The sequence below is a fragment of the Streptomyces sp. WMMB 714 genome (assembly GCF_900090125.1).
GTDB lineage: Bacteria > Actinomycetota > Actinomycetes > Streptomycetales > Streptomycetaceae > Streptomyces > Streptomyces daqingensis.
The window spans coordinates 25,049-49,614 of the sequence record NZ_FMHJ01000001.1 but is presented as its reverse complement, the minus strand read 5'-3'; the positions used below and the strand labels follow the sequence as shown (position 1 = coordinate 49,614).

Sequence of the window (24,566 nt, the reverse complement as noted above, 5' to 3'; positions counted from 1 at the left end):
GTCACAGTTCCGGGGAAAGCGAACGAGGAGCCGCGCGAGCCAGGACCAGGAGGCCGGGCAGGTCACGCCATGCTTCCCCGCGGGCCTGGAAGGGCCTCCGGCACCACCTGGCGCAGGACGTCGGTGATCGCTCTCATCACCTCCGCCGTCGCCGAGTGCAGGAAGAAGTGGTCGCCGGGGAGGACGATCAGCCGCGAACGGGCGCGGGTGTGCCGCTGCCACCGCTGCATTCTCGTGCTCGCCACCACCGGGTCCGCGTCGCCGCCGAAGACGGTCATGGGGACGCTCAGCGGTGGCCGGGCGCGGTACTGGTAGGTCTCCAGCACGGAGAAGTCGGCGCGCAGGACGGGCAGCAGCATTTCCACCAGCTCGGGATCGTCGAGGATCTCGGGCGGCGTACCGCCGATGAAGCGCAACTCCTCGAGGACATCGGTGTCCGGCGCGGCATGCACCGGCAGCCGGGGACGCGGCAACTCCGGAGGGGCTGCTCCGGAGACGAACAGATGCGCCGGCTGGGGCAGGCCACGGTCGTTGAGAACCCGGCAGAGTTCGAAGGCGAGCAGCCCGCCCATGCTGTGGCCGAACAGCGCGTAAGGGCGGTCCAGATATCCGGCCAGGGCGTCCGCAACCATGTCGACCAGCAGCGGCAGCCTGCTGACCGGAGGCTCCCCCGACCGCCCGCCCCGGCCGGGAAGCTCCAGAGGACACACCTGTCCGAAACCGGAAGCACGTTCGTTCCACTCCCGGTAGGACGCGGCACTGCCGCCGGCGTACGGGAGGCAGAAGAGACGGACACCGGGGAGGTCCTGTGGCTCTCCCTGAGCAAACCATGGGTTGCGCACCGGGCGGAATCTCCTTCGTTCGAGGGTGGTTCGCCGTCACCGCCGGTGCCGTCCGACCGAACCGGCACCGGCAGCGTGCGGAGGCCAGGTATGCGGCCGTCCGCACACGAGCGGCGCGGTCAGTCGGCCAGTCTCAGCGCGCCCGAGGGACAGCGCTCCACCGCTTCCCGTACGTCGTCCTCGGCGCCCTCGTAGGGCAGGTCGTCCCGCAGCAGCACGACGGTCCCGTCCTCCTCGGACTGGTCGAACATGTCGGGTGCGGTCAGGGCGCACATGCCCGCGCCGACGCAGATTTCCGGGTCAGTCTGGATCTGCAAGGTGTTTCGCCTCCGTGTCCTCGTGGTTCTCCCGGCGCCGACTCCGGTTCGGCGCAGTCCGGCCTTCACCAGGCGACTGGCAGTTCGTGCACGCCGTAGACCGTCATGTTTTCGCGCATGGGGACTTCCTCCGCCGGCACCGCGAGGCGCAGGTCGGGAAACTCGCGCAGCAGCGTGGCGTAGCCGACCCGCAGCTCGAGACGGGCGAGCTGCTGGCCCAGGCACTGGTGGATGCCGTGACTGAAGGTCAGATGGCCGACCGCGCGCCGGGTGACGTCGAGCTGGTCGGGATCGGGGAAGCGCACGGGGTCGCGGTTGGTGCTGGGCAGATGGATCAGCACGGTCTGGCCGGCCTTGACCGGGACCCCGCGGATCTCCATGTCCTCCGTCGGACTGCGCTGTACCCCGATGTGCACGATCGTCAGGAGGCGCAGCAGCTCCTCCACCGCCCCCTCGAGGAGGCTGTCGTCGGCGCGCAGCCTGGCAAGCTGGTCCGGCTCGCGCAGCAGCGTGTAGATGCCGAGGGAGAGCATGTTCGCCGTGGTCTCGTGCCCGGCGACCAGCAGCAGCAGTGACATGCCGATCAGCTCGGCCTCGTCGACCTCCCCGCTCGTGACCAGCTTCGTGAGCAGGTCGTCGCCGGGTTCGGCCGACTTCTGCGCGGCGACCTTGCCGAGCAGCCCGGTGATGTTGTGCAGGGCGCCGAGCACTTCCTCGGGCGCGGTGTCGAGGTTGAGCAGCTTGGACGAGTCCGCTTCGAAGCTGTCCCGGCTCTCCACGGGGATGCCCAGCAGCTCACAGATGACCTGTGACGACATGGGGAAGGCGAAGTCGTGCACCAGATCCGCCGGGGGGCCCTTCCGGCGCATCGCCGCCACCCGGTCGGCGGCGATCGCCTCGATGCGGGGAACGAGCCTCCGCATGCGGCGCAGGGTGAAGTCCGAGGTGAGCAGCTTGCGGTAGCGGGTGTGCTCCGGCGGGTCCATGTGCTCGAACTGGCCGGGCGGGAGGTCCTTCTCGAAGTCGAAGTCCATCGCCCGGTCGGACGGGAACGCCAGGTGCTTCAAGGAGCCCTTCGAACTGAGCCGCGGATCGACCAGCAGCTCCCGGGCCAGGGCGTAGTCGGTGACCACCCAGCCCTCGTGGCCGTCGGGGAAGACCATCGGCGCAATGGGCTGCTCGGAGCGCAGCTCGCCGAAGATCTCCGGCGGGTCGAGGGGGTTCTCCCGGTGGGTGGGCAGGCCGTTGGACAAGGGGCAGCTTGTGTGGGTCATCGTGAGCCTTCGGCGTCGGTACGGGTTCGGGTGGGGGAGCAGGACGGAGCCTGTCCGCGCGGAGTCATACGGCCATGCCGCCGTCGATCTGGAAGGTGGAACCGGTGATGTACGCCGCTCGCTCCGAGATCAGGAAGGAGACGAGTTCGGCGACCTCCTGCGGTGTTCCGAACCGGCCCAGAGGGACACGTTCCTCGAACCGCTTGCGCATGTCGGCCGGCAGGTCCATCACCGGGTCGGTGGCCACGAAACCGGGCACGACCACATTCGCGCGGATGCCGTACCTGCCGACCTCACGGGCCAGGGACTTGGTGAAACCGATGATCCCGGCTTTGGAGGCGGCGTAGTTGGTCTGTCCGGAGTTGCCGTGCAGGCCGGCGATGGAGGACATCGTCACGATGGCTCCCCGCCGGCGCTCGATCATGCTGTTGATGACGGTCCGGCAGACGTAGTACACCCCGTCGAGGTTGACGCGCAGGACGTCCGCCCAGTCCTCGTCCTCCATCGCCGACAGCGGACCGTCCCGGAGCACTGCCGCTGAGGTGACCACCGCCTCGACGGGCCCGAGAGCGTCCTCGATCCCGTCCACCAGGTCCTCCACCGCGCAACTGTCGCTGACATCGGTCCGGCGGATGTAGCAACGCCGTCCCAGCGCGGCTATCTCCTTCTCCAGGCTCTGCGCCGCCGTCGTGTCGGACGCGTAGCACACCGCCACGTCGAAGCCGTCGCCGGCGAGTTGCAGCGCCACGGCACGGCCGATCCCGCGCGAGCCGCCCGCTACGAGAGCCACCGGACTGTCCTGGTTCATCGCTCGCCTCCGTTCTGCTGACCGTCGGTGTCTTCGTCCAGCAGCGCCCGGAGCTGCGCCTCGACCTCGTCGTCCGAGAGGCCGGCGATCTCGTCCAGGCCGGTGTCCGGCTCGTCCTCGTGGCGGCTGAGGACCTCGATGACCTCCTCCGAACGGTTCCCGGCCTCCAGCAGTTCGGCGGTGTGCGCCACAGTGGGGTTCTCGAAGAAGGCCCGCAGATCGACCTCCACGCCCACTCGGCTCTTGACGCGTGTGCCGATCTGCACGGCGGTCAGCGAGTGGCCGCCCAGAGCGAAGAAGTCGTCGTCGACACCGACCGGCTCGACCCCGAGGATCTCCTGCCACACTTCGGCGACTTCGCGCTCGAGGTCGGTGCGCGGGGCGACGTAGGGCGTGTCGAGGTCCGGCCGCGGGTGGGAGGTGCCGGGCGGAGCGAACTGGCCCATCTCCTCCTCGAGCAGCGCGGGCGTCAAAGAGCCCGCCAGTTCCCGTACGGCGGTGAAGTCGCGGTGGGAGACGACCACGTGCCCGGGGAGGTCGCCGACGGAGAGGAGACGGGCGAAGACCTCCTTGCCCTGCTGCTCGGTGATGCCCTCAGCGAGGGTACGGAGTACCCCGGCCCCAGCTGCCGCCCCGAGGCCCTCCTCCTGCGCGTCCGAGTCCTGGTCGTGCTCGGGCGGTTCGGCAGCGCGCGCGATCTGCTCGCGCAGGCCCTCCAGATCGTTGATCCGCTTGATGGTGAAGTCGCCGATCCGTACCAGGAGCCGGCCGCCGGGGTCGAGGATCTCGAGGTCGCAGGTGCTGGTCTCACCGGCGGCGTCCTCGGCCTCCTTCAACTCGACGCTGACGTGGACGGTGCTGGTCAGGCCGTGGAAGACCCGCAGGCTGCGGTAGCTGAAGGGCAGGTAGTAGGTGTCCGGGGCGTGGACGCGGGCAGTGCCGCCGGCGGCGTCGAGCAGCGCCGGATGCAGCAGGTAGCGGTCGAGGTCGCCGTGGTGCTCCTCGTCCAGGCTCAGAGTGGCCATCACCCGCTTCGGACCGACCTGGATCTCCCGCATGCACTTCCAGCGCGGCCCGAAGGAGAACTCCAGGGGGCCGCCCTTCTCGAACCGGTCCAGGCGGAGACCCGTCTTGATCGTCTCTTCGGTGTCGAGGACCTCTTCCACCTCGCAGCGGGCGAGGACCTCCGCCAGGTCCCGTACGGTCTCCGGCTCCCGCTCCTGGAACGTGACGGTGCCCCGCGCATGCTCGGCCCAGGAGACGGCCCCCGGCGCGCCGGTGCGGCTCTGCACGACGAAGTTCCACCGGCCGTCGTGCTCCTCGACGGTGGTGAAGACCTCGCGGGTCTGCCCGTCGGGAACCACGACCGGGGTCAGATACTGCACGTCGTTGATCTCGATGTCCCGCCCGGCCTCCGCCGCGGGCTCCGCGAGGGCGGCCCGGACCAGTTCCAGGTAGGTGGTGCCCGGCACGAGGCCGTGTTCCTGGATGCGGTGATCGTCGACGATCCAGCTGTCGGCGGTGCTGAAGACCGTGCTGTACGTCCGGGAGGCGGCCGTCGAACGCACAAGGCGATGCAGCAGCGGATGGTCGTCGAGCGGGGTGCCGGAGTCGAGGCTGAAGCGGGAGCCGAGGCCGGCCGCCATGCCGACGTCCTGCCACGTGTCCCAGCCGACGGCGGTGACCGGCAGCGAGGTCTCGCGGCGCATGTACTGCGCCCACGCGTCGAGGAAGGCGTTGGCGGCGGCGTAATCGCTCTGCCCGGGCCCGCCCAGGACGGCGGTGACCGAGGAGCACAGCAGCACGAAGTCCACCTCGTCCTCGCGGCAGACCCGGTCCAGTACGAGCAGACCGTGCGTCTTCGCGGCCAGGACCTGGCCCGCGTCCTCCGCGGACTTGGTGACGATCATGCCCTGGGAGGGCAGGCCGGCGGCGTGGACGACGCCGTCGAGCGGCCCCGCCTGCGCACGCAGCTCTCCGACGGCCCGCCGCATCTGCTCCTCGTCGGTGACGTCGGCCCGCAGCAGGACGACGCGGGCACCGCCGGACTCCAGACGGCGCAGCCGCCGGATCACGGCGCTCGTCGGGTCGGAGTCCTCGAGGGCGGCGAGGTGGCCGTCCCAGTCGGCGGGGGCCGGGAAGGCCGAACGGCCCAGCAGCCCGAGGACGGGGCTGTCGGCGGTCTCCGCGATCTGCTCGGCCATGGCCAGCCCCATGCCGCCGAGTCCCCCGGTGAGGAGGTAGACACCGCCGTCGCGCAGCTTGGTGCGTTCCCCTTCGTCCGCGGTCCCGCCGAGCCGTCCCGCCCGGTCGAAGCCGCGTACCCACCAGTGGCGTCCGCGCAGGGCGAGTTCGCTCTCCGTGCCGGGAGAGGCGAGTGCGGCGAGCAGGGCGCCGACGGCGCTCTCGGACGGGCCGGACGGGTCCGTGCCGGTGACGTCCAGGACGCGGCAGCTCGTGTCGGCGGTCTCCTGGGGGATGACGGTGGCCGCACCGAGCAGGGTCGCGTGCTCGGGCCGCAGCACCTCCTCACCGGTGACCTCGTACACGCCGCGGCAGAGCACGTCGACAGCGGCCGGGGCGGGCAGACGTTCGGAGCCGAGAGCCTGGGCGAGGGCGAGGAGGCTGTCGAAGCCCTTGCGGCGTGCGGAGTCCAGACGCTCGGAGGTGGGAGGCGCGCCATCCGCCGCGCCGTCCGCGGCCCACAGGTGGAGGAAGCGGTAGCGCCGCCCTTCCCCGGTCGGAGCGGAGGACCCGGCCAGTGACGACACCAGGGCGGCCAGGTGTTCGCGGTCGGTGGGGTCGACGGTCCAGGTGAGCTTCTCGTCGTCGTGCGCCATGGTGCTGCCGGCGGTGGCACGCACGACGCGGTCTCCGCTCGCCGCGAGGCGGTCGGCGAGCGCGTCACCGAGAGCGAGCCCGCTGCCGAGCACCACCCACACGTCGCCACTGGCGGCCGCCTGGTCCCGCTGGGGAAGGCTCAGGCGCTGCCATCCGGGGGTGTAGAACCAGTCGCGCGCGGAGGTCACGGCGGGTTCCGTGCCGCGCCGGCGCTCGGCGGGCTCGACCCAGTAGCGCCGCCGCTGGAACGCGTAGCCGGGCAGCCGCACGGTGCCGCGCCGGCCGGAGCCCTGGACGGCGTCCCAGTCGAGGGAGGCGCCCGCGCTCCAGACGGCACCCAGGCCCTCCAGCAGGTACGCGTCCTCGGGAGTGCGGTCCCCGGGGTGCGGCAGCGAACCGGCACCCGTCCGCTGCGGCGTCCACGCCGCATGGGCACGGGCGAAGTTGGTGAGGTTCTGGCCGGGGCCGACCTCCAGCGTGACGAGGTTCGGGTCGGCGAGCAGCTCGTCGAGGGCATCGCGGAACCGCACCGGCAGGCGCAGGTGGCGTCCCCAGTACTCGGGGCTGGTCGCCTCCTCCTCGGTGATCCAGGTGCCGGTGACGTTCGACAGGAACGGTGTCGCCGGGGGGTGCAGAGCGACCGCACGGACCTCGGAGGTGAAGGGCTCGACGGCGGCGTCCATGGAGCAGGAGTGGAAGGCGTGCGAGGTGTGCAGCCTGCGGCAGCCCACGCCGTCGTCCTTCAGCCGCTGCTCGAAGGCTGCGACGGCTTCCGGGCTGCCCGAGACCACGGTCAGCGCACTGGAGTTGACGGCTGCGAGTTCCAGGCCGCTGTCCCCGAGGCGCGCGAGCGTCTCCTCCTCCGGGAGGAAGACGCTGAGCATGGCACCGCGCGGCATCTCCTGGACCAGACGTCCGCGTGCGGCGACGAGCCGTACGGCGTCCTCCAGGCTGAACACCCCGGCCAGGCAGGCCGCGACGTACTCACCGATGCTGTGACCGGCCATGGCGCGCGGCTCGATGCCCCAGGACTGCCACAGCCTCGCCAGTGCGTACTCCACGCTGAACAGCGCGGGCTGGGCGAGACGGGTCTCACGCAGCTGCTCGGCGGCCTCCTGGACGGCCTGCGGCTCGTCCGGGCCGAGTACCAGATCGCGCAGGTCCTGGCCCAGCAGCGGGGAGAACAGGTCCGCACAGCGGTCGAACTCGGCGGCGAAGACGGCCTCGCGGGCGTGGACGCGTCGGGCCATGCCCGGGTACTGGGCGCCCTGGCCGGGGAAGAGGAACGCGACCGGGGCGCTCTCGGGCGCAACGGCCGGGGTCGCGCCCTGCGCGAGCCGCCGGAGTGCGGCGACTGCTTCACCGGTGGTCCGGGCGACGGTGGTGCCGCGGTAGGGCAACTGGGCGCGCCGGCAGGCCAGGGTGTGGGCGGCGGCGTCGAGCGAGGTGGCCGGCTCGGACTCGAGGTGGTCGGCCAGGCGCCCGGCGGCCTCCGCCAGTGCGGGCGCGGACTTCGCGGACAGCGGCAGCAGCCGGGCCGGGGGCTCGGCCGTGGTCCCGCCGGTCTCCCGGCCCTCGGCCTCGTCCACGTCCTGGAGAGGGGCTTCCTCCAGCACGACGTGGACGTTCGTGCCTCCGATGCCGAAGGAGCTGACGCCCGCGCGGCGCGGCGCGTCCCCGCGGGGCCATGCGCGCAGTTCGCCGTTGACGAAGAACGGGCTGCTGTCCAGCTCCAGATCGGGGTTGGGCTTCTCGCAGTGCAGCGTCGGCGGGATGGCCTCGTGCTTGAGGGCGAGGGCCGCCTTGATCAGGCCGGTCACGCCGGCCGCGGCGTCGAGGTGGCCGACGTTGCTCTTGACGGAGCCGATGGCGCAGTAGCCCAGGTCGTCCGTGCCGGTGCGGAAAGCGCGGGTGAGGGCGGCGATCTCGATGGGGTCGCCCAGTGAGGTGCCGGTGCCGTGGGTCTCCACGTATCCCACCGTCTCGGGGCTGACGCCGGCCAGTTCGAGGGCCTCGGTGACGACCTCGGCCTGTCCGTCGACGCTCGGCGCGGTGTAACCGGCCTTGAGGGAGCCGTCGTTGTTGACGGCCGTGGCGAGGATGACGGCGTCGATGTCGTCGCCGGCCTCCTGTGCGTCGTCGAGGCGGCGCAGCGCCACGACGCCGACGCCGTTGCCCGGCACCGTGCCGGCGGCGTCGGCGTCGAAGGCACGGCACTTGCCGTCGGGGGAGAGGATGCCGCCGAGCTCGTACTGGTAGCCCTCGCGCAGCGGGGACGTCACGGACACGCCACCGGCGAGAGCGATGTCGCACTCGCCGTTGAGGAGGCTCTGGGAGGCCATGTGCACGGCCGTCAGAGAGGTCGAGCACGCGGTCTGGACGGTCACGGCCGGGCCCTTCAGCCCGAGCTTGTATGCGGTTCGGGTGGCCAGGAAGTCCTTGTCCGAGGCGAGTTGCACCTGGTACATGCCCACCGAGTCCAGGACCCGCTGGTTGTTCATCAGGTTGAACAGCAGGTACGTGTTGAGACCGGCGCCGGCGAAGACGCCGATGCGCCCCTCGAAGCGTTCCGGATCGACGCCGGCGGACTCCAGGGCGTGCCAGGCGCATTCGAGGAAGACCCGGTGCTGCGGATCGAGAAGCTCCGCCTCGCGGGGGCTGTAGCCGAAGAAGCTCTCGTCGAACCGGTCGCCGTCCTCCAGCACCCCCTTGGCCTTGACGTAGCCGTCGCGGGTCGACAAGGCCGGATCGACGCCGGAGTCGGCCAGTTCCTCGTCGGTCAGGGTGCTGATGCCCTCATGACCCTCTTCGAGACGGGTCCAGAAGGTCTCGACATCGCCTGCACCGGGGAACCGGCCGGCCATGCCGATGAGGGCGACGCCGTCGAGATCCCGGTTCTGGTCCTGGTGTGCTTGTGACACTTCGATCACCTGTCTCCGCGAGAGGAAGCCCGGCGTCCTGCCGCCTGTCGCCGCCGGTCGCGGGACTGACGGCGGGTCTGTGCGCGTCGGCTGGCGTTCTGGACGGCGGTACTGGAGGGGCCGGGGGCGCCGCCGAGGTGGGCGGCGAGCGTTTCGAGAGTGGGGTGCTGGAACAGCTCGACCATGGCTACTTCGTGGCCGAGGGCTGCCAGCCGGGTACGGAACTCGGCCATGAGCAGGGAATGGCCGCCGAGGTCGAAGAAGTTGTCGCGCATCCCGACACGTTCGACGCCCAGCAGGCTGCTCCAGATTTCGGCGAGCTGCTGCTGCAGGCCGTCCTCGGGCGCGACGAACCGGGTACCGGTTCCGGAGCGGTCGGCGCGCGGTTCGGGCAGGGCCTTGCGGTCGGTCTTGCCGCTCGGGGTCAGCGGCAGGGCCTCCAGCACGGTGAAGGAGGCCGGAACCATGTACTCGGGAAGCTGTTCGCGCAGATGCGCGGCCAGGTCGTCACCACCGGGGTCGGCCGTGCCGTCGGTGGTGACGTACGCAGCGAGACGGACGTCACCCGGCGCGTGCTCGCGGGCGACCACGACCGCCTCCCGCACCGCCTGGTGCCTGCTCAGGACGGCCTCGATCTCCCCGAGTTCGAGGCGCTGTCCGCGGAGCTTGACCTGGTGGTCGAGACGGCCGAGGAACTCGAGCGTGCCGTCGGCGCGACAGCGCGCCAGGTCACCGGTGCGGTACAGGCGCTGCCCCGGAACGAACGGGTCGGCCGTGAAGCGCTGGGCTGTCAGGCGCGGCCGGTTCAGATAGCCGCGTGCGACGTTCCTGCCGCCGATGCACAGTTCGCCCGGCACGCCGATCGGCTGAGGACGGCCGCGGTGGTCCAGCACGTACATGCGGGTGTTGGCGATGGGGCGGCCGATGGGCACCGGACCGTGGTCGTCGGAGGGCCGGCAGTGCCATGCGGTGACGTCGATGGCCGCTTCCGTGGGCCCGTACAGGTTGTGCAACTCGGCCTGGTGGGACTCGAGGAACCGGTCGTGCAGGGTGCGGGTCAGCTCCTCCCCGCTGCACAGGACGCGGCGCAGAGTGGCGGACTTCTCCGGCGGTTCGGAGAGATAGAGCTGGAGCATGGACGGCACGAAGTGGACTGTGGTGATCCGCTCGGCGGCGACGGTCGTGGCGAGGTAGGTGCTGTCGCGGTGCCCGCCGGGCCGGGCCACGACGAGAGTGGCCCCCGCCATCAGCGGCCAGAAGAACTCCCACACCGACACGTCGAAGGAGAACGGCGTCTTCTGAAGCACCCGGTCCGTGGCGTCCAGGCCGTAGGCGTCCTGCATCCACAGCAGCCGGTTGCGCAGGCCCGCGTGGACGTTCATGACGCCCTTGGGCCGTCCCGTCGATCCGGAGGTGAAGATGACGTACGCGAGGTCCTCGCCGTCCACCGCCACCCCGGGGTTCTCCGAGGGCTGCGCGGCCAGTTGCGCAGCGAGGTCCTCCATCGCCAGCACGGGGCAGTCCAGCGCGGGCAGGCTTCCGGCCGGACCGCGGTGGGTCAGCACCACGGAGGGCCGGGCGTCCTCCGCGATGCCGGTGAGCCGGGCGGGCGGCAGGCCCGAGTCGAGCGGGACGTAGGCCCCGCCGGCCTTGAGGACGGCGACGAGGGCGACGACAAGGTCGAGGGAACGGTCCATGGCGACGCCGACGAGGACGTCGCGGCCGACCCCGCGGCCGCGCAGCAGGTGCGCGAGGCGGTTGGCACGCTCGTTGAGTTCGCGGTAGGTGAGGGAGGTGCCCTCGTACCGGACGGCCTCCGCGCCGGGGGAGCGGCGCGCCTGCTCCTCCACGCACTCGTGCACCAGCCCGTCGGGCCACTCCTCGGCGGTGTCGTTCCACTCGTGCACGAGCCGGCGGTGTTCCGTCCCGTCGAGGAGGTCCAGTTCGTCGATGGGCACGCCGGGGTGGGCGGTGACCTGTTCGACGAGGCGGCGGAAGTGGCCGGCCAGGCGGACGATGGTGGCCTTGTCGAACAGGTCCCGGTCGTACTCGAACCAGCCGGTGACGCCGCCCTCGGAGTCGAACGCCTGCAGTTCCAGGTCGAAACGGGCGCCCTCGCTCCTGACCGGGAGCCGCGTGAGACGGGCGCCCGCCATGGCGAAGTCCGGGACCGGTTCCCGGCCGTAGCTGAAACTGACCTGGTAGACCGGGGAACGGCTCAGGTCCCGGGGAGCGTTGAGGTCGGCGACGATCTTGTCGAAGGGGAGGTCCTGGTGGGCGTAGGCGCCCAGGCAGGCGTCCCGGACACGGCCGAGGACCGAGGCGAAGTCGGGATTGCCGGACAGGTCTGTCCTGATCGGCAGGGTGTTGACGAAGTAGCCGATGAGCGGCTCGACTTCGGCGTGCGAACGGAGGGCGGCGGGCCCGCCGACCAGGATGTCGTCCTGGCCGGTGTAGCGCTGCAGCAGAATCCGGAACACGGACAGCAGCGCCATGTACGGCGTCGCGCCGTGCCGGGCGGCCAGCGCGGCGAGCCCCTCGGACACGTCGGACGGCAGGTCCAGCTGGACGGAGCCGCCGTTGAAGCCCTGGACGGCCGGGCGGGGCCGGTCGGTGGGCAGGTCGAGGACGAGCGGCGCTCCGGCGAGGTGGTTACGCCAGTACGCCAGGTCCTCCTGCCAGCCGCCGTTGTCGAGCTGCTGGTTCTGCCAGGCGGAGAAGTCGCCGTACTGGATGGAGAGTTCCGGCAGCGAAGGAGGCCGGCCCTCGCTGAACGCTTCGTACAGCTCGGACAGTTCGCTCAGGAACACCCCGGTCGACCACCGGTCGGAGATCAGGTGGTGCATCGCGACGACGAGCACGGACTGCTCGGGCCCGGTGCGCAGCAGCCGAACCCGCAGCAGCGGCCCGGTGCCTATGTCGAAGGGCTCCGACAGGACGTCGTCGATCCACTTCTGGTGGTCGGCCTCGCTGTATGCCTGGCCGCTGAGGTCCGTTTCCGGGACTTCGACGGTCAGACGGGGGTCGACGACCTGTACGGGTGCGCCGTCGCGTAGCTGGAAGGAGGTGCGCAGGGCCTCGTGGCGCCGGACGACCTCGGCGACGGCGGCGCGCAGCAGACCGGTGTCGATGGGGCCCTCGACACGGACCGCGCCGGGCACGATGTAGCCCGGGTTGCGGGGCCGTATCTGCTCGAGGAACCAGGTGCCGCGCTGCAGGACCGCCAGAGGAAAGGTGTCCTCCGTGGCCTGCTCCGCGAGCAACTGCTCGAAACGGGCGCGCTCTTCGGGCGTGAGGGCGGCGAGCCGCCGGGTGAGGTCATCGGTCACGAGCGTGTCTCCGGGCGGGACTCGGGGGCGGCCTGGCCGGTGACCTCGTCCAGAAGCGCCGCGGCGGCGTCAGCTGCGCGGGGGACCCGCTGGATCGCAGCGGGCCCCCCGGAGCTGCCGTGCTCGGTACCCGTCGAGGAGGCGCCGCCGGTCGCGGCCAGCTCCTTGACGATGCGCCCCGCGACGCTGCTGATGGTCGCGTCGCCGAGGAAATCGGTGATCTTCAGGGTGAGGCTGAGCCTGCTCTGGATCTCGTTCCGCAGCTCGACGGCCATGAGGGAGTCCAGGCCGAAGCTGGTCAGAGTCTGGTTCACGCCGACGTCGGTGGTGCTGGAGCCGAGGATGTCCTTGACGCTGAGGACGAACTGGGCCGAGAGAGTCTCCAGCCGTTCGGACTCGGGCAGTTCCATCAGCTCGGCGGCGGTCGGGATCCGGCTGGCGCGGCGCCGCGTGCGGGAGGAGCGGCGGCGGCTGCGGGACCCCTCCCGGGCGCCGCTGCGGGCACGCTCGCTCTCCGCGTCCCCTTCGCCCCCTTCGTCGCCTGCGGAGGCTGAAGCGGCGCCCTCCCAGGAGCGCGGCGGCTGCCAGCAGTCGACCGGGTCGAAGGCGTACGTGGGAAGCGGCGCCTTGGCCCGCGTGTAGTCGCGGTCGAAGCCCGCCCAGTCGACGGACGCCCCCGACGCGTACAGCTCGGCGACGGTGGGCAGCAGGATCTCCCACTCGTCCTGCTGGGGCCGCAGGCTGGGCAGCAGCAGGACATCGTGCTCGGGAGGCAGGGAGTCGCTGATGACGCCCAGCAGGGTCGGGGCGGGGCCGACCTCGACGAAGGTGCGGTAGCCCATCTCCTGCAGAGTCCGGACACCGTCGGAGAACCGCACGGTGCTGCGCACGTGCCGGCACCAGTAGTCCGGGCCCGGCGCCTCGTCCCACGGCCACAGGTCGCCGGTGACGTTGGAGACCAGGGGGATACGCGGCGCCGTGAAGGTGATCTTCTCGGCGGCGATGCGCAACGGTTCCAGGACCGGATCCATCATCGGGGAGTGTCCGGCCGAGGCGATGTGCAGGCGCTTGGTCTTCACCCCCCGGGACTCGAAGGCGGTGCACACCGCGTCGACGAGGTCGCGGTCGCCGGAGACCGCGATGTTCGAGGGGCCGTTGACCGCGGCGACACCGATGCGGCCGGGATGCGCGGCGAGTTCGGCGGCGACTTCCTCCTCGGAGGCGAACACCGCGGCCATGGTGCCGGGCAGCGAGAACTCCTGAATGACGCGGGCTCGTTCCACAGCGAAGGCCAGGCCGTCCTCGAGGGACATCGCCCCCGCCACGCACGCGGCCACGCACTCGCCGAAGCTGTGTCCGAGGACGGCCGCGGGGGTGATGCCCCACGACTGCCACAACTGCGCCATGGCGTACTCGATGACGAAGGTGACGGGCTGGGCGTAGGCGGTGTCGTTGATCAGCTGGTCGTCCGGGTCGTCGGGGAAGAGGACGGACAGCAGCGGCCGGTCCAGCAGCGGGCGGAGGATCTCGGCGCATTCGTCGACGGCCGCACGGAAGCCGGGCTGGGTGTCGTACAGGCCACGGGCCATGCCGGGGCGCTGGGCGCCCTGCCCGGTGAAGAGGAACACCACCTCATCAGGGCCGTCCGCTTCGCCCTGTACCAGGCCGGGGGCCATCTCGCCGCGGCTGAACGCGGTGAGCTGGTCGGCGATCTCCTCACGGGTGGATCCGACGGCGGCGAGACGGTGCCGGAAGTGGGAGCGCCCGGTCCCCGCCGAGTAGCACAGGTCGGCCAGCGGGGTCCCGTCGCCGTCGGCCATGCGGTCGGCGTAGCGGCCGGCGAGGGCGGTCAGCGCCGTCTCGCTGCGGGCGGACAGCGGCAGGACGGAAGCCGGCCGGCGGTCGTCGGGAGCCGGCGGCGCAGGAGGCGGCGCCTGCTCCAGGACCATGTGGACGTTGGTGCCGCTCAGACCGAAACTGCTCACCGCAGCGGCCCGGCGCTCGTCGGTCTGCGGCCACGGGGTGAGGCCGGTGGGCACCTGGAAGGTGGTGCCGTCGAAGGAGATGTTGGAGTTCAGACGCGTGAAGTGCAGGTTCGGGGGGATCTCGCCGTGGTCGAGGCACAGTGCGGCCTTGATGAGCCCGGCGATGCCGGCCGCGGCCTCCAGGTGCCCGATGTTGGTCTTGACGGCACCGAGGTAGACCGGCGCGCCGGTCTCGCGGCCGTACACGTCGGCGAGGGCCTCGGCTTCGATGGGGTCGCCGAGACGGGTCCCGGTTCCGTGGGTCTCGATGTAGCCGACCTGCTCGGGGGAGACCCCGGCGGCGTCCAGGGCACGTCGGAAGACGTCCCGCTGTGCGGCTCCGTTGGGGGCGGTGATCCCGGCACTGCGGCCGTCCTGGTTGACGGCGCCGCCCCGTACGACTGCGAGGACGCGGTCGGAGTCGCGCAGCGCGTCGGAAAGGCGCTTGAGGACGACGACGCCGCAGCCTTCGCCGCGTACGTATCCGTCGGCGCTGTCGGAGAAGGACATGGCCCGGCCCTGCCGCGAGACTGAGCCGAACTGGGACTGGGAGATCATCAGCAGCGGCGACAGCACCACGTTGACGCCGCCGGCCATGGCCATGTCGCACTCTCCCAGCCGCAGGCTCTGGCACGCCTGATGGACGGCCACCAGCGAGGAGGAGCAGGCAGTGTCGACAGTGATGTTCGGACCGCGCAGGTCCAGCAGATAGGCGATGCGGGCCGGCACGAAGGACAGAGCCGCACCGGAACTCGTATAGGCGCTGACGTCGTCGGGGTGCTGGATCTGCGAGGTGATGTAGTCCCAGGACGCGGCGCCCATGAACACGCCGGTGCGGCTGCCGGCGAGACCTGCCGGGTCCTGGCCCGCGTTCTCCAGAGCCTCCCAGCACACCTGGAGGCTCAGGCGCTGGTGCGGGTCCATCGCCATGGCCTCACGCTTGGAGATCCCGAAGAAGTCGTGGTCGAACAGCTCGACGCCGTCGGTGAACGCGCCCGAGCGGGTGTAGACCTTTCCGGGCTTGCCGGCCTCTTCGTCGTAGAACGCCTCGTGGTCCCACCGCTTGGTGGGGATCTCGCCCACGGCGTCGGTGCCGTCGGTCAGCAGCCGCCAGTAGTCGGCGGCGTCCGAGACGCCGCCGGGGAAGCGGCAGCCGGTGCCCACGATGGCGATGGGTTCGCTTCGCGCCCGCTCGTGCTCGTCGACCTGCCGCTGGAGACGTTCCATCGTCAGGTAGACACGCTTCAGCGTGTCGGCCGATACCAGGTCCGGTCCCTGCGGCGTCATCGCTGACCCCCTTCGTCGATCTGCTTGGTCTTGGCCATCAGGAGTGCTTCGAGTTCCGTCGCGGACATCGAGTCCAGATCCGGCCTCGCCTCCGCGGGGGGTGTCCCCTCGGTGTCCCGTCGCGGCGCAGGCGGTGGGGACGCGGACGGCTGGTCCGCCGCCTCGCTCCCGCCCGGCTCCAGCTGGATCTCCATCCGCTCGGCCAGGTACGGCACCAGGGCGTCGATGGTCGGGAAGCGCCAGGTGACCGTCGAGGGCAACTTGACGTGCAGGGAGTTCTCCAGGGACTTGCGCAGCTCGAGCGAGAGCAGCGAGTCGAATCCCATGCTGGTGATCGGTGCGCTGGTGTCGATCCTGGCGGTGTCCGCGCCGAGGAGGCGGGCGGCGGTGTCCCGGCAGTGCTCCGTCAGCACGGCCTTGCGCCGGCGGCCGGGTTCGACGGCGAGCATCCGGCGGCGGATCTCACCCACCGGTCCTCCCGACGCGGCGGAGCCACCACCGGACTCGGCGAGGAGCGTACGCAGCAGGCCGCCGCCGGGTGCGTCGCGGAGCTTGTCGCGGTCCAGCGGCAGAACGCAGACCTGGGTGGGGGAGCTGCTCAGCAGCCGGTCCAGGGCGGCGATGCCCTGGTCGGGGCTGATGCTCTCGATACCTCGGGCCGCCAGGGCTCCGCCGCGGTCGGGGCGGGCGGCGAGGCCGATCTGCGACCAGGGGCCCCAGTCGATGCTCAGCGCCGGCAGGCCACGGGCGCGCCGGTGATGAGCCAGGGTGTCGAGGAACGCGCTGGCGGCGGCGTAGTTGCCCTGGCTGGCCGAGCCGAGCACGGCGGCGGCCGACGAATACAGGACGAAGAAGTCCAGTTCGCGTTCGAGGGTGGCCTGGTGCAGGTGCCAGGCCGCGTACGACTTCGGGCCCGCTACGAACTGGAACCGTTCCTGGTTCAGGCCGGTGAGCAGTCCGTCGTCGAGGACGCCGGCCGCGTGGACGATCCCCGCGAGCGGCGGCATGGAGGCGTCGATGCGGGCCAGGAGGCTGTCCACGGGGCCGCGCTCGGAGACGTCGACGCTGGCGACGGCGACCTCCGCGCTGGCCCGCAGCTTCTCGACGGCCTGTTCGGCGTCGGCGCCGGGAGCGCTGCGCCCGACGAGGACCAGATGGCGGGCGCCCTGCTCCACGAGATAGCGGGCTGTCGCCAGGCCGAGCGCGCCGAGACCGCCGGTGATGAGGTAAGTGCCCGAGGCGCGCACCGGTGCGGCACCGGGGGCGGCGGTGATCTGCTCGTCGGCGGCGGGGCGCAGCACGAGTTTGCCGGTGTGGCGGGCCTTCGCCATGGCGGTGAAGGCGGCAGGCGCGTCCGCGAACGGGTGGACGGTCACGGGGAGGGCGGTGAGTTCACCCTGGTCGAAGCCCTCCGCGATCCCGGTGAACAGCTCCGCGATCTCCTCGGGTTCGTTCCGGATGGTGCCTTCCAGGTCGACGGTGAGGAAGGCCCGGTTGTCCTTGAAGAGCTCCAGGCCGATGTGGCTGTTGTCGTAGATGTCCCGCTTGCCGATCTCCACGAACCGTCCGCCGGGCGCGAGCAGTTGCAGTGACCGTACGAAGGCCTCTCCGGAGGTGGAGTTCAGCACGACGTCGACGCCGCGGCCGTTCGTGAGTGCGGCGATCTCATCGGCGAAGTCGAGGGTGCGGGAGTCCATGACGTGGGCGATGCCGAGGCTGCGCAGAAGCTCGCGCTTCTCGGGGGTGCCGGCAGTGGCGTAGACGTGGGCGCCGCGTCCCTGCGCGATCTGCAGCGCGGCGAGGCCGACGCCGCCGGTGGCGGAGTGGATCAGGACGCTCTCGCCCGCACGGAGACGGGCCAGGCGGTCGAGACTGTGGACGGCGGTGAGGAACGCGATGGGCACGGCGGCGGCCTCGTCGTCGCTCAGCGACGCCGGGGCGGCACTCACCAGATGCTCGTCGAGGGTGGTGAACGCGGCCATGCTGCTGGGGCCGGCGGCGATGACCCGGTCGCCGACGCGATGGCGGGTGACGCCCTCGCCCACGGCGGTGATCCGTCCGCAGCACTCCGCACCGAGCGGCACCACGCCTTCGGCGTCGGCGTAGGTCTCCAGAGCCTTGAGGACGTCGCTGAAGTTCAGGCCCGCTGCGGTGACTTCGATCTCGACCTGTCCGGGCCCCGGCGGGGTGCGGTGCCACGCGGTGGAGCGGAGGCTGGCAAGGCTGCCGGGGCGGGTCGCGAGCAGGCGGTGGTTGCCGTCGCGGGAGGCGTCGAAGGACCAGGAGGGACGCTCGTCCGGCGCGACCTGGCCGTCAGGTGTCCAGGGGGTGAGCGCGGGAGTGAGGCGCTGTCCCGCGCGCAGGGCCACCTGGTCGTCGTCGCCGTCCCGCAGAATCTCGGCGACCAGCTCGGCCGGCTCGCTCTGCGAACGGCCCGGGTCCAGGTCGACGACGGTGGTCTGCAGCTCACTGTGCTCGATGCCGACCACCCGGGCCAGGCCCCACAGCGGGGCCTGCCCGACGGCCAGTTCGTCGCCGTCGGCGGCGCATTGGGCCCCGCGGGTGAGCAGGACGAGTCGGGGCGCCGGGTCCTGGCTGCCGGCGGCGAGCTCCTGCACCAGGTGCAGCACGGGCATGCAGGCGGCGTTCTGGGCTGCCGTGAGTTGCTCGGGGGTGCTGTCGTCCGCGAGGTCCACGTCGAGGGCCCAGGCGTGGACGATCCCGTCCGCCCGGACACCCTCGGAGGCGAGGTCGGCCAGGAGCGCGGCGACGTCCTCACGGCGTCCGGGGTCGAGTTCGTAGCTGCCCGTGCCGACCTTGCGGTAGGCGGTTCCGGCGGTGACGGTCAGGCAGCCGGCGCCGCGGGACCGCAACGCCGTGTCGAGCGCCGCCGCCGTGCCGCCGCTGTCGGCGAACAGCAGCCAGGTGCCCGGCTGTTGCTGCGGGGTGTCGTCGTCGGCGGGGGAGTGGCGCCAGTCGATGCCGAGCAGGGACTCGCCGAGCGGATCGGCGGCTTCGGTGCCGTCCAGCCGGCGGAGGGTGATGCCGGTGACCTCGCCGACGGGTGTGCCCTCGTCGTCGTAGAGGACGACGGCGGCACCGGCGATCTCGTCGGCCCCGGGCTCCGGTGCCGGGACGGCGGCGTGCGCCCAGCGGGGTTCGGCGCGGTCGGTGTGGAGGGTGAAGCCGCCGACGCTCACCGGCACGTACGAGCCGTCAAGGGGCTTCTCCTGCGCTTCGAGAGCGGCGCTGACAACCTGCAGCGCGCTGTCGAGCACGGCGGGGTGCACGGGGTGCTCGCCGCCGTCGCCGGTCAGGGCGGTCCGCTCCCGCAGCCGGGCCACGGCCTCGGCCCGGCCCCGCCACAACAGCTCCACGCCCTGGAACGCGGGGCCGTAGGCGAGCCCGGCGCGCTTCAGCGCGGCGTAGTGGTCGGCGGCTTCGGCAGGACTGGTGCAGCGCGCCCGCACCTCGGCGAGCGGTGCGGCGATCGCGCCGGGCGCGGCGCGGCGGAAGGAGGCCCGCGCGGCCTCGGCCCAGCCGTCGTCGGCGCCGGTACGGGTGAACAGCCGCAGCGTGCCGGTGTCGGCGGTGCCGGGGAGAAGGACGAGCTGCAGCGTGGTGTCGTCGGCCTGCTCGGGCACCACGGTGAGCCGGGTCAGCGCGATGTCCGTCAGCACGGCGCTGTCGCCGAGGTGCGCACGGGCCGCGGCCAGCCCGGCGTCCAGTACGAGCGCCGCGGGCAGGACCGGGGTACCGCCGACCTCGTGATCCTTCAGGTAGGGGAATTCCGCGAAGTCGACGGGGGCCGACCAGTGGACGGCGTGCGGGGGCAGAGCGGAGGCGACACGGTCCCGCAGCACCGGGTGGCCGCGGTGCGCCGCCCGGTGACGGGTGCGCGGCTCGAACCAGCTCCTGGTGCGCTGCCACGGGTACGTGGGCAGGTCGGCCATGGGCCCGGTGGGTCCGTAGACGCGGGCCCAGTCGACCTGGTGTCCGGCGGTGTAGAGGCTGCCGAGTTCGCCCAGTACCGTCGCGCGGCCCGGCTGGTCGCGCCGCAGCGAGGACACGGCGCAACCGCCCTCGTAGGACGAGAGGCGTTCGGTGACGGCGTCGGTGAGCATCGGATGCGGCGACATCTCGACGAACACGTTGTGCCCCGTCTCGGCGAGCGCCGTGACCGCCGTGTCGAACAGGACGGGCTGGGTGAGGTTGGACGCCCAGTACTCGGCGTCGAGCCGGTCGCCGGCGATGGCCTCACCGGTGACCGAGGAGATCATCGGGATGGCCGTGGCGCGGGGCCGCAGGGAGGACTGGAGCCTCCACAGTTCGGCGGCGACGGGCTCCATCAGGGGGCAGTGGGAGGCGAACTCGACGGACTCCAGCACCTTGCAGTAAAGGCCGTCGGCCTCCAGGGACTTGGCGAAGGCCTCCAGAGCACTGCCCTCGCCGGAGAAGACCGTGGAGTTCGGGCTGTTGGCGGAGGCGATCCACACCTGTTCCGGGGAGCGTTCCGCGAGCAGCTCGCGTGCCCGCTCCAGGGTGACGCCGGCGACGGCCATCCGGCCCTTGCCGGTCGCGGCGTGCAGGACCGTGCCGCGGTGCAGGGCGATCAGCAGGGCGTCCTCCAGAGAGATCGCGCCCGCGACGTGGGCGGCGGCGATCTCGCCGACGCTGTGTCCGACCACGGCCGCTGGCTCGACTCCCCAGGAGCGCCACAGGGAGGCCAGCGCGACCTGCACGGCGACCAGCGAGGGCTGACCGACGGCGGTGTCCATCAGCCGGGAGCCGGACGGATCGGCGGCGATCTGGTCGAGCAGCGACCAGTCGGTGTGGCGGCGCAGCAGGGCGTCGGCACGTTCGAGGACCGCGCGGAAGGCCTTCTCGCCGGCGAGTTCGCCGGTGAACAGATCGGCGGCCAGCGGCCACCACCGGGGCCCCTGTCCGGAGAAGACGAACACGGGCTTGGGCTGCCAGCCGATCCGGCGTATGCCGGAGCTGAGTCCTGTGACGTCCTCGCCGCGGCCGAACGCGGCCAGCGCGGCGCGCAGTTCGCCGCCGGAGCTGCCCACGCAGGCCAGCCGGTGCTCGTGGTGGGTGCGGCGCCCGGCGGCAGCGGCGGCGAGAGCACCCACGGGTGCCGCGTCGCTGAGCTGGTTCTCCCAGCGGGCGGCGAGGTCGCGCAGGGCCTGCTCGTCCCGGGCGGACACGGGCAGCACCACGGCGCCCTCGGTCGCCGGGGCGGCGGGGGAGGGGACCGGCGGCGCTTCCTCCACCACCAGGTGGGCGTTGGTGCCGCCGAAACCGAAGGAGCTGACGCCCGCGAGCGCCGGCGCGCCGCTGACGGGCCAGGGCTGGAGGGCATCGGCCACGCGGACGGGAAGGTCGTCGAAGGAGATGTGCGGATTGGCCTCGCGGTAGTGCACAGTCGGCGGCACCACGCGGCGCTCGACCATGAGGACGGTCTTTATCAGGCCGCCGATACCCGCGGCGGCCTCCATGTGGCCGACGTTGGACTTCACCGAGCCGATCAGGCAGGGCCGGTCCGAGGCGCGGCCGTCACCGAGGACGGCGCCCAGAGCCTTCGCCTCGATCGGGTCGCCGAGGATCGTGCCGGTGCCGTGCGCCTCCACGTACGCGATGTCCGCGGCCCGCACCCCCGCCTTGGCGTGGGCGGAGCGGATGACCGCTTCCTGGGACTTGGGGTTGGGCGCCATGAGGCCGTTGCTCGCGCCGTCCTGGTTGACCGCCCCGCCGCGGATCACGGCGTGGACCGGGTCGCCGTCGGCAAGGGCCCGGCTGAGCGGCTTGAGGACCACCATTCCGGCACCCTCGGAGCGCACGTAGCCGTTGGCGCCGGAGTCGAACGGCTTGCAGCGGCCGTCGGCGGACATCACGCCGGCCTTGCTGAAGTTGATCGCGAGTGCGGGGGACAGCACGAGGTTGACACCGCCGGCGAGGGCCACGTCGCACTCGCCGCGGGCCAGGCTCGAACACGCCTGGATGACCGAGACGAGCGAGGAGGAGCAGGCGGTGTCCACGGCCAGGCTCGGCCCCCGCAGATCCAGCAGGTACGAGAGGCGGTTCGCGGCGATGCTCAGGGCGCTGCCCGTGCCCGTGTAGGCGTCGATGTCCGCGAGTTCACGCAGCTGGCCGGTGGCGTAGTCGAACGACGAGATGCCCACGAACACGCCGGTGGGCGAGCCGGACAGCCCGTCGGTGGGCACGCCCGCGTTCTCCAGGGCCTCGATGGTGACCTCGGCGAGCAGCCGCTGCTGCGGGTCCATCCGGTTCGCCTCTTGCCGCGAGATGCCGAAGAAGCCCGAGTCGAACAGGTCGACGTCGTCGACGAATCCGCCCCAGCGGCTGTTGGTGCGGCCGGAGGCTGCCGGGTCCTCGGAGGTGTACTCCTCGATGTCCCAGCGCTCGGCGGGCACTTCGGTGATCGCGTCGCGGCCTTCCTCGAGCAGCCGCCAGAAGCTCTCCGGACTGTTCACTCCGCCGGGGAAGCGGCATCCCATGCCGATGACGGCGATCGCCTCGTCCTCGCCGAGGGGTTCGGCCGCCGCCCGGGGGGAGCCGGCCGGCGCAGCGGTGGAGGCGGCGGAGGTCCCGCCGGCGGTCACGGGTTCCTGCGAGGGGGCGGTCTCTCCCGACAGGTGCCGGGCGAGCTTGGCTGCGGTGGGGAACTCCCAGACGATGCCGGGTTCCAGCGGTACGCCGAGGCGGCGCTCCAGGTCGCCGACCATCGCGACCATGTGTACGGACTGCAGCCCGTACATGGCGAACGGCAGTTCCGGGTCGATGCGTTCGACCTTCTCGCCGGCCGCGGCGGCCAGGGCTTCGCGCAGCCACAGTTCGATCTCCGCCGAGCTCGGCGCGGAGTCCCGGCCGCCGGGGGATCCGGGAACGTTCGGCTGCTCCCGGTCCGCCTGGGCGTCGGCTGCGCCGTCCGCCCGCCACACCGCCAGCGACTCCATGTCGCCACGGAGCAACGAGTCGAGGCAGGCCGAGCGCTGCAGCTTGCCGCTCGAGGTCTTCGGCACCGTTCCGGCGCGGGCGAGGGCGACGATGTGGGCCTGCAGGCCGTGCTCGCGGGCGACTTCGGCGCGGACCGCGGCGATGACCCGGGCGTGGTCCTCCGGGTCACGGCTGCCGCGGTACTCCTGGACGATGATGAGGCGTTCCTCGCCGTCGATGTCGCGGCTGCCCGCGACACCGCAGCCCTGCCGCATGCCCGGGGCGACGGCCTCGACGGTGCGTTCGATGTCCTGGGGGTAGTGGTTGCGGCCGGCGATGATGATGACGTCCTTCATGCGGCCGGTGACGTAGATCTGGCCGTCCTCGGTGAAGCCGAGGTCGCCGGTGCGCAGGAACTCCTCCCCGCCGTCGTTCAGCCGGGCACGGAAGGTCTCTTCGGTGGCCTCCGGGCGGCGCCAGTAGCCGTGCGCGATGCTCGGTCCGGCCACCCACAGTTCGCCGACGCGGCCGTCTTCCAGCGCGGTGCCGGTCTCCGGGTCGACCGCGACGACCTTCTGGTCGTGCGGTGAGAAGCCGCAGCTGAGCAGCGTGCGCACCGTTTCGCCGGGGGCGGCGTCCTCGGCGGTTCCCGCCAGGAGCCCTTCGGCCCGCAGATCGCGGAGAGTCGGCCGGGTCGCCGGGTCCGCGGTGGAGACCATCAGGGTCCCCTCGGCCAGCCCGTAGGCGGGAGTGTGCGCGCTCGGCTTGAAGCCGCACTCGGCGAAGGTGCTGGAGAAGCGCTCCAGCGTCTCCCTCCGCACCGGTTCCGCGCCGTTGACGGCGGCGTGCCAGGTGCTCAGGTCCAGAGTCGCCCGGTCGCGCTCGGTGGTCTTCGCCACGGCGAGGTCGTAGGCGAAGTTGGGGGCGGGACTGGCGGTGCCGCCCACGTCCGAGATCGTGCGCAGCCAGCGCAGCGGCCTCTTGAGGAAGGAGAACGGCGACATGAAGGTGACGGGGAACCCGACGTAGGCGGGGGTGAGCAGACCGAGGATCAGCCCCATGTCGTGGAAGGGCGGCAGCCAGCTCACCATGTGCTGGTCGGGTCCGGTGAGGCGGAACTGCCGGGCCATGGCCGTGATGTTGTGCATGAGGTTGCCGTGGCTGACCATGACGCCCTTGGGCCGGCTCGTCGAGCCGGACGTGTACTGAAGGAACGCGACGTCGTCGCGACCCGTTCCGGGCTCCCGCCAGCCGTCCGCGGCAGCGGTGTCGAGCTCGTCGACGGCGACCCAGGCGAGGTCCCGCAGCAGCGGGGCTTGTTCGGCGAAGCTCTCGGCGAGAGCGACCGTCGAGGCGGGCGCGAGGACCGCTACGGGTTCGGCGTCGTCGACGATGCTGGTCAGCCGCGGCAGGGTGCGCATCAGGAACGCCGGGTCGGGCGGATAGACCGGGACCGCGATGATGCCCGCGTACAGGCAGGCGAAGTAGGAGGTGACGTAGTCCAGTCCGGCCGGGCACATGATCAGTGCCCGCTCACCGGAGGGGAAGCGCTCCTGCAGGGTCGCGGCGATCGTCCGGGCCCTCAGGTCCAACTCGGAGTCGGTGATGGCCTGCGGGCTGCCCTCGCCGTCCACGAGGTACCGGAAGGTCTGCTCCTGCGGGTGTTCGCCGAAGACCGTGCGGAAATGCTCGACAAGCGACTGTGCCTCCGGGCCCGACATCCGATCGTCCTCTCCGTGATCGACACATTGCACGAACGCGCGGAAGTACGGCGGATCGCTCCGCATATTCCCGCTGAAAATTAGCTGAGTACTCCCATCCGTGGGAAACGGATGAGCGCACGAAAGTTGCCATGCTGCTCGGATGATTCCACCCGGTAATCTACTGGAATTTCACCCGAGGGGAATCTCGGAGGGTGGGCCGGATGGATAGCGAGAAGACTGTGAAAGCGGATCGAATGGAT

8 protein-coding genes are annotated in these 24,566 nt (G+C 71.7%); all 8 read right to left on the bottom strand.

The window, feature by feature from the left end; translation table 11 throughout:
- Nucleotides 1-62 precede the first annotated feature (62 nt).
- A complete protein-coding gene (locus H181DRAFT_RS00100; protein WP_045862086.1) occupies nt 63-842 on the bottom strand; it encodes a thioesterase II family protein in 780 nt (259 codons plus the stop codon).
- A 119-nt stretch (nt 843-961) separates the two neighbouring features.
- On the bottom strand, nt 962-1,159 hold the full coding sequence (locus tag H181DRAFT_RS00095; protein WP_045862085.1) for a ferredoxin: 198 nt from the start codon (nt 1,157-1,159) through the stop codon (nt 962-964).
- 65 nt (nt 1,160-1,224) lie between these two features.
- Nucleotides 1,225-2,433 carry a cytochrome P450 gene (locus tag H181DRAFT_RS00090; RefSeq protein WP_045862084.1) on the bottom strand — a complete coding sequence of 403 codons (1,209 nt, stop codon included), beginning with the start codon at nt 2,431-2,433 and terminating at the stop codon, nt 1,225-1,227.
- Between the two features lie 64 nt (nt 2,434-2,497).
- Nucleotides 2,498-3,241: a 3-oxoacyl-ACP reductase FabG gene (gene fabG / locus H181DRAFT_RS00085; protein ID WP_045862083.1), complete on the bottom strand. Its 744-nt coding sequence runs from the start codon at nt 3,239-3,241 to the stop codon at nt 2,498-2,500.
- Complete coding sequence (locus H181DRAFT_RS00080) at nt 3,238-9,003, bottom strand: type I polyketide synthase (protein ID WP_254666644.1); 5,766 nt, start codon at nt 9,001-9,003, stop codon at nt 3,238-3,240. Before H181DRAFT_RS00080 ends, fabG begins: the two co-directional genes overlap by 4 nt.
- Before the next feature lie 5 nt (nt 9,004-9,008).
- Nucleotides 9,009-12,332 carry a non-ribosomal peptide synthetase gene (locus H181DRAFT_RS00075; RefSeq protein WP_045862082.1) on the bottom strand — a complete coding sequence of 1,108 codons (3,324 nt, stop codon included), beginning with the start codon at nt 12,330-12,332 and terminating at the stop codon, nt 9,009-9,011.
- The gene (locus H181DRAFT_RS00070) at nt 12,329-15,643 is read right to left on the bottom strand and encodes a type I polyketide synthase (protein ID WP_045862081.1); all 3,315 of its coding nucleotides are present in this window, start codon (nt 15,641-15,643) and stop codon (nt 12,329-12,331) included. The genes H181DRAFT_RS00075 and H181DRAFT_RS00070 overlap by 4 nt, the downstream gene beginning before the upstream one ends.
- Entirely contained in the window at nt 15,640-24,324 is an 8,685-nt protein-coding gene (locus tag H181DRAFT_RS00065; protein WP_045862080.1) for a type I polyketide synthase, read from the bottom strand. The genes H181DRAFT_RS00070 and H181DRAFT_RS00065 overlap by 4 nt, the downstream gene beginning before the upstream one ends.
- Nucleotides 24,325-24,566 lie beyond the last annotated feature (242 nt).

What these genes read in the sequence shown, in the direction of transcription:
- H181DRAFT_RS00090 (WP_045862084.1), bottom strand. Translation starts at nt 2,433, where the DNA reads ATGACCCACACAAGCTGCCCCTTGTCCAACGGCCTGCCCACCCACCGG.
- fabG (WP_045862083.1), bottom strand. Translation starts at nt 3,241, where the DNA reads ATGAACCAGGACAGTCCGGTGGCTCTCGTAGCGGGCGGCTCGCGCGGG.
- H181DRAFT_RS00070 (WP_045862081.1), bottom strand. Translation starts at nt 15,643, where the DNA reads ATGACGCCGCAGGGACCGGACCTGGTATCGGCCGACACGCTGAAGCGT.
- H181DRAFT_RS00065 (WP_045862080.1), bottom strand. Translation starts at nt 24,324, where the DNA reads ATGTCGGGCCCGGAGGCACAGTCGCTTGTCGAGCATTTCCGCACGGTC.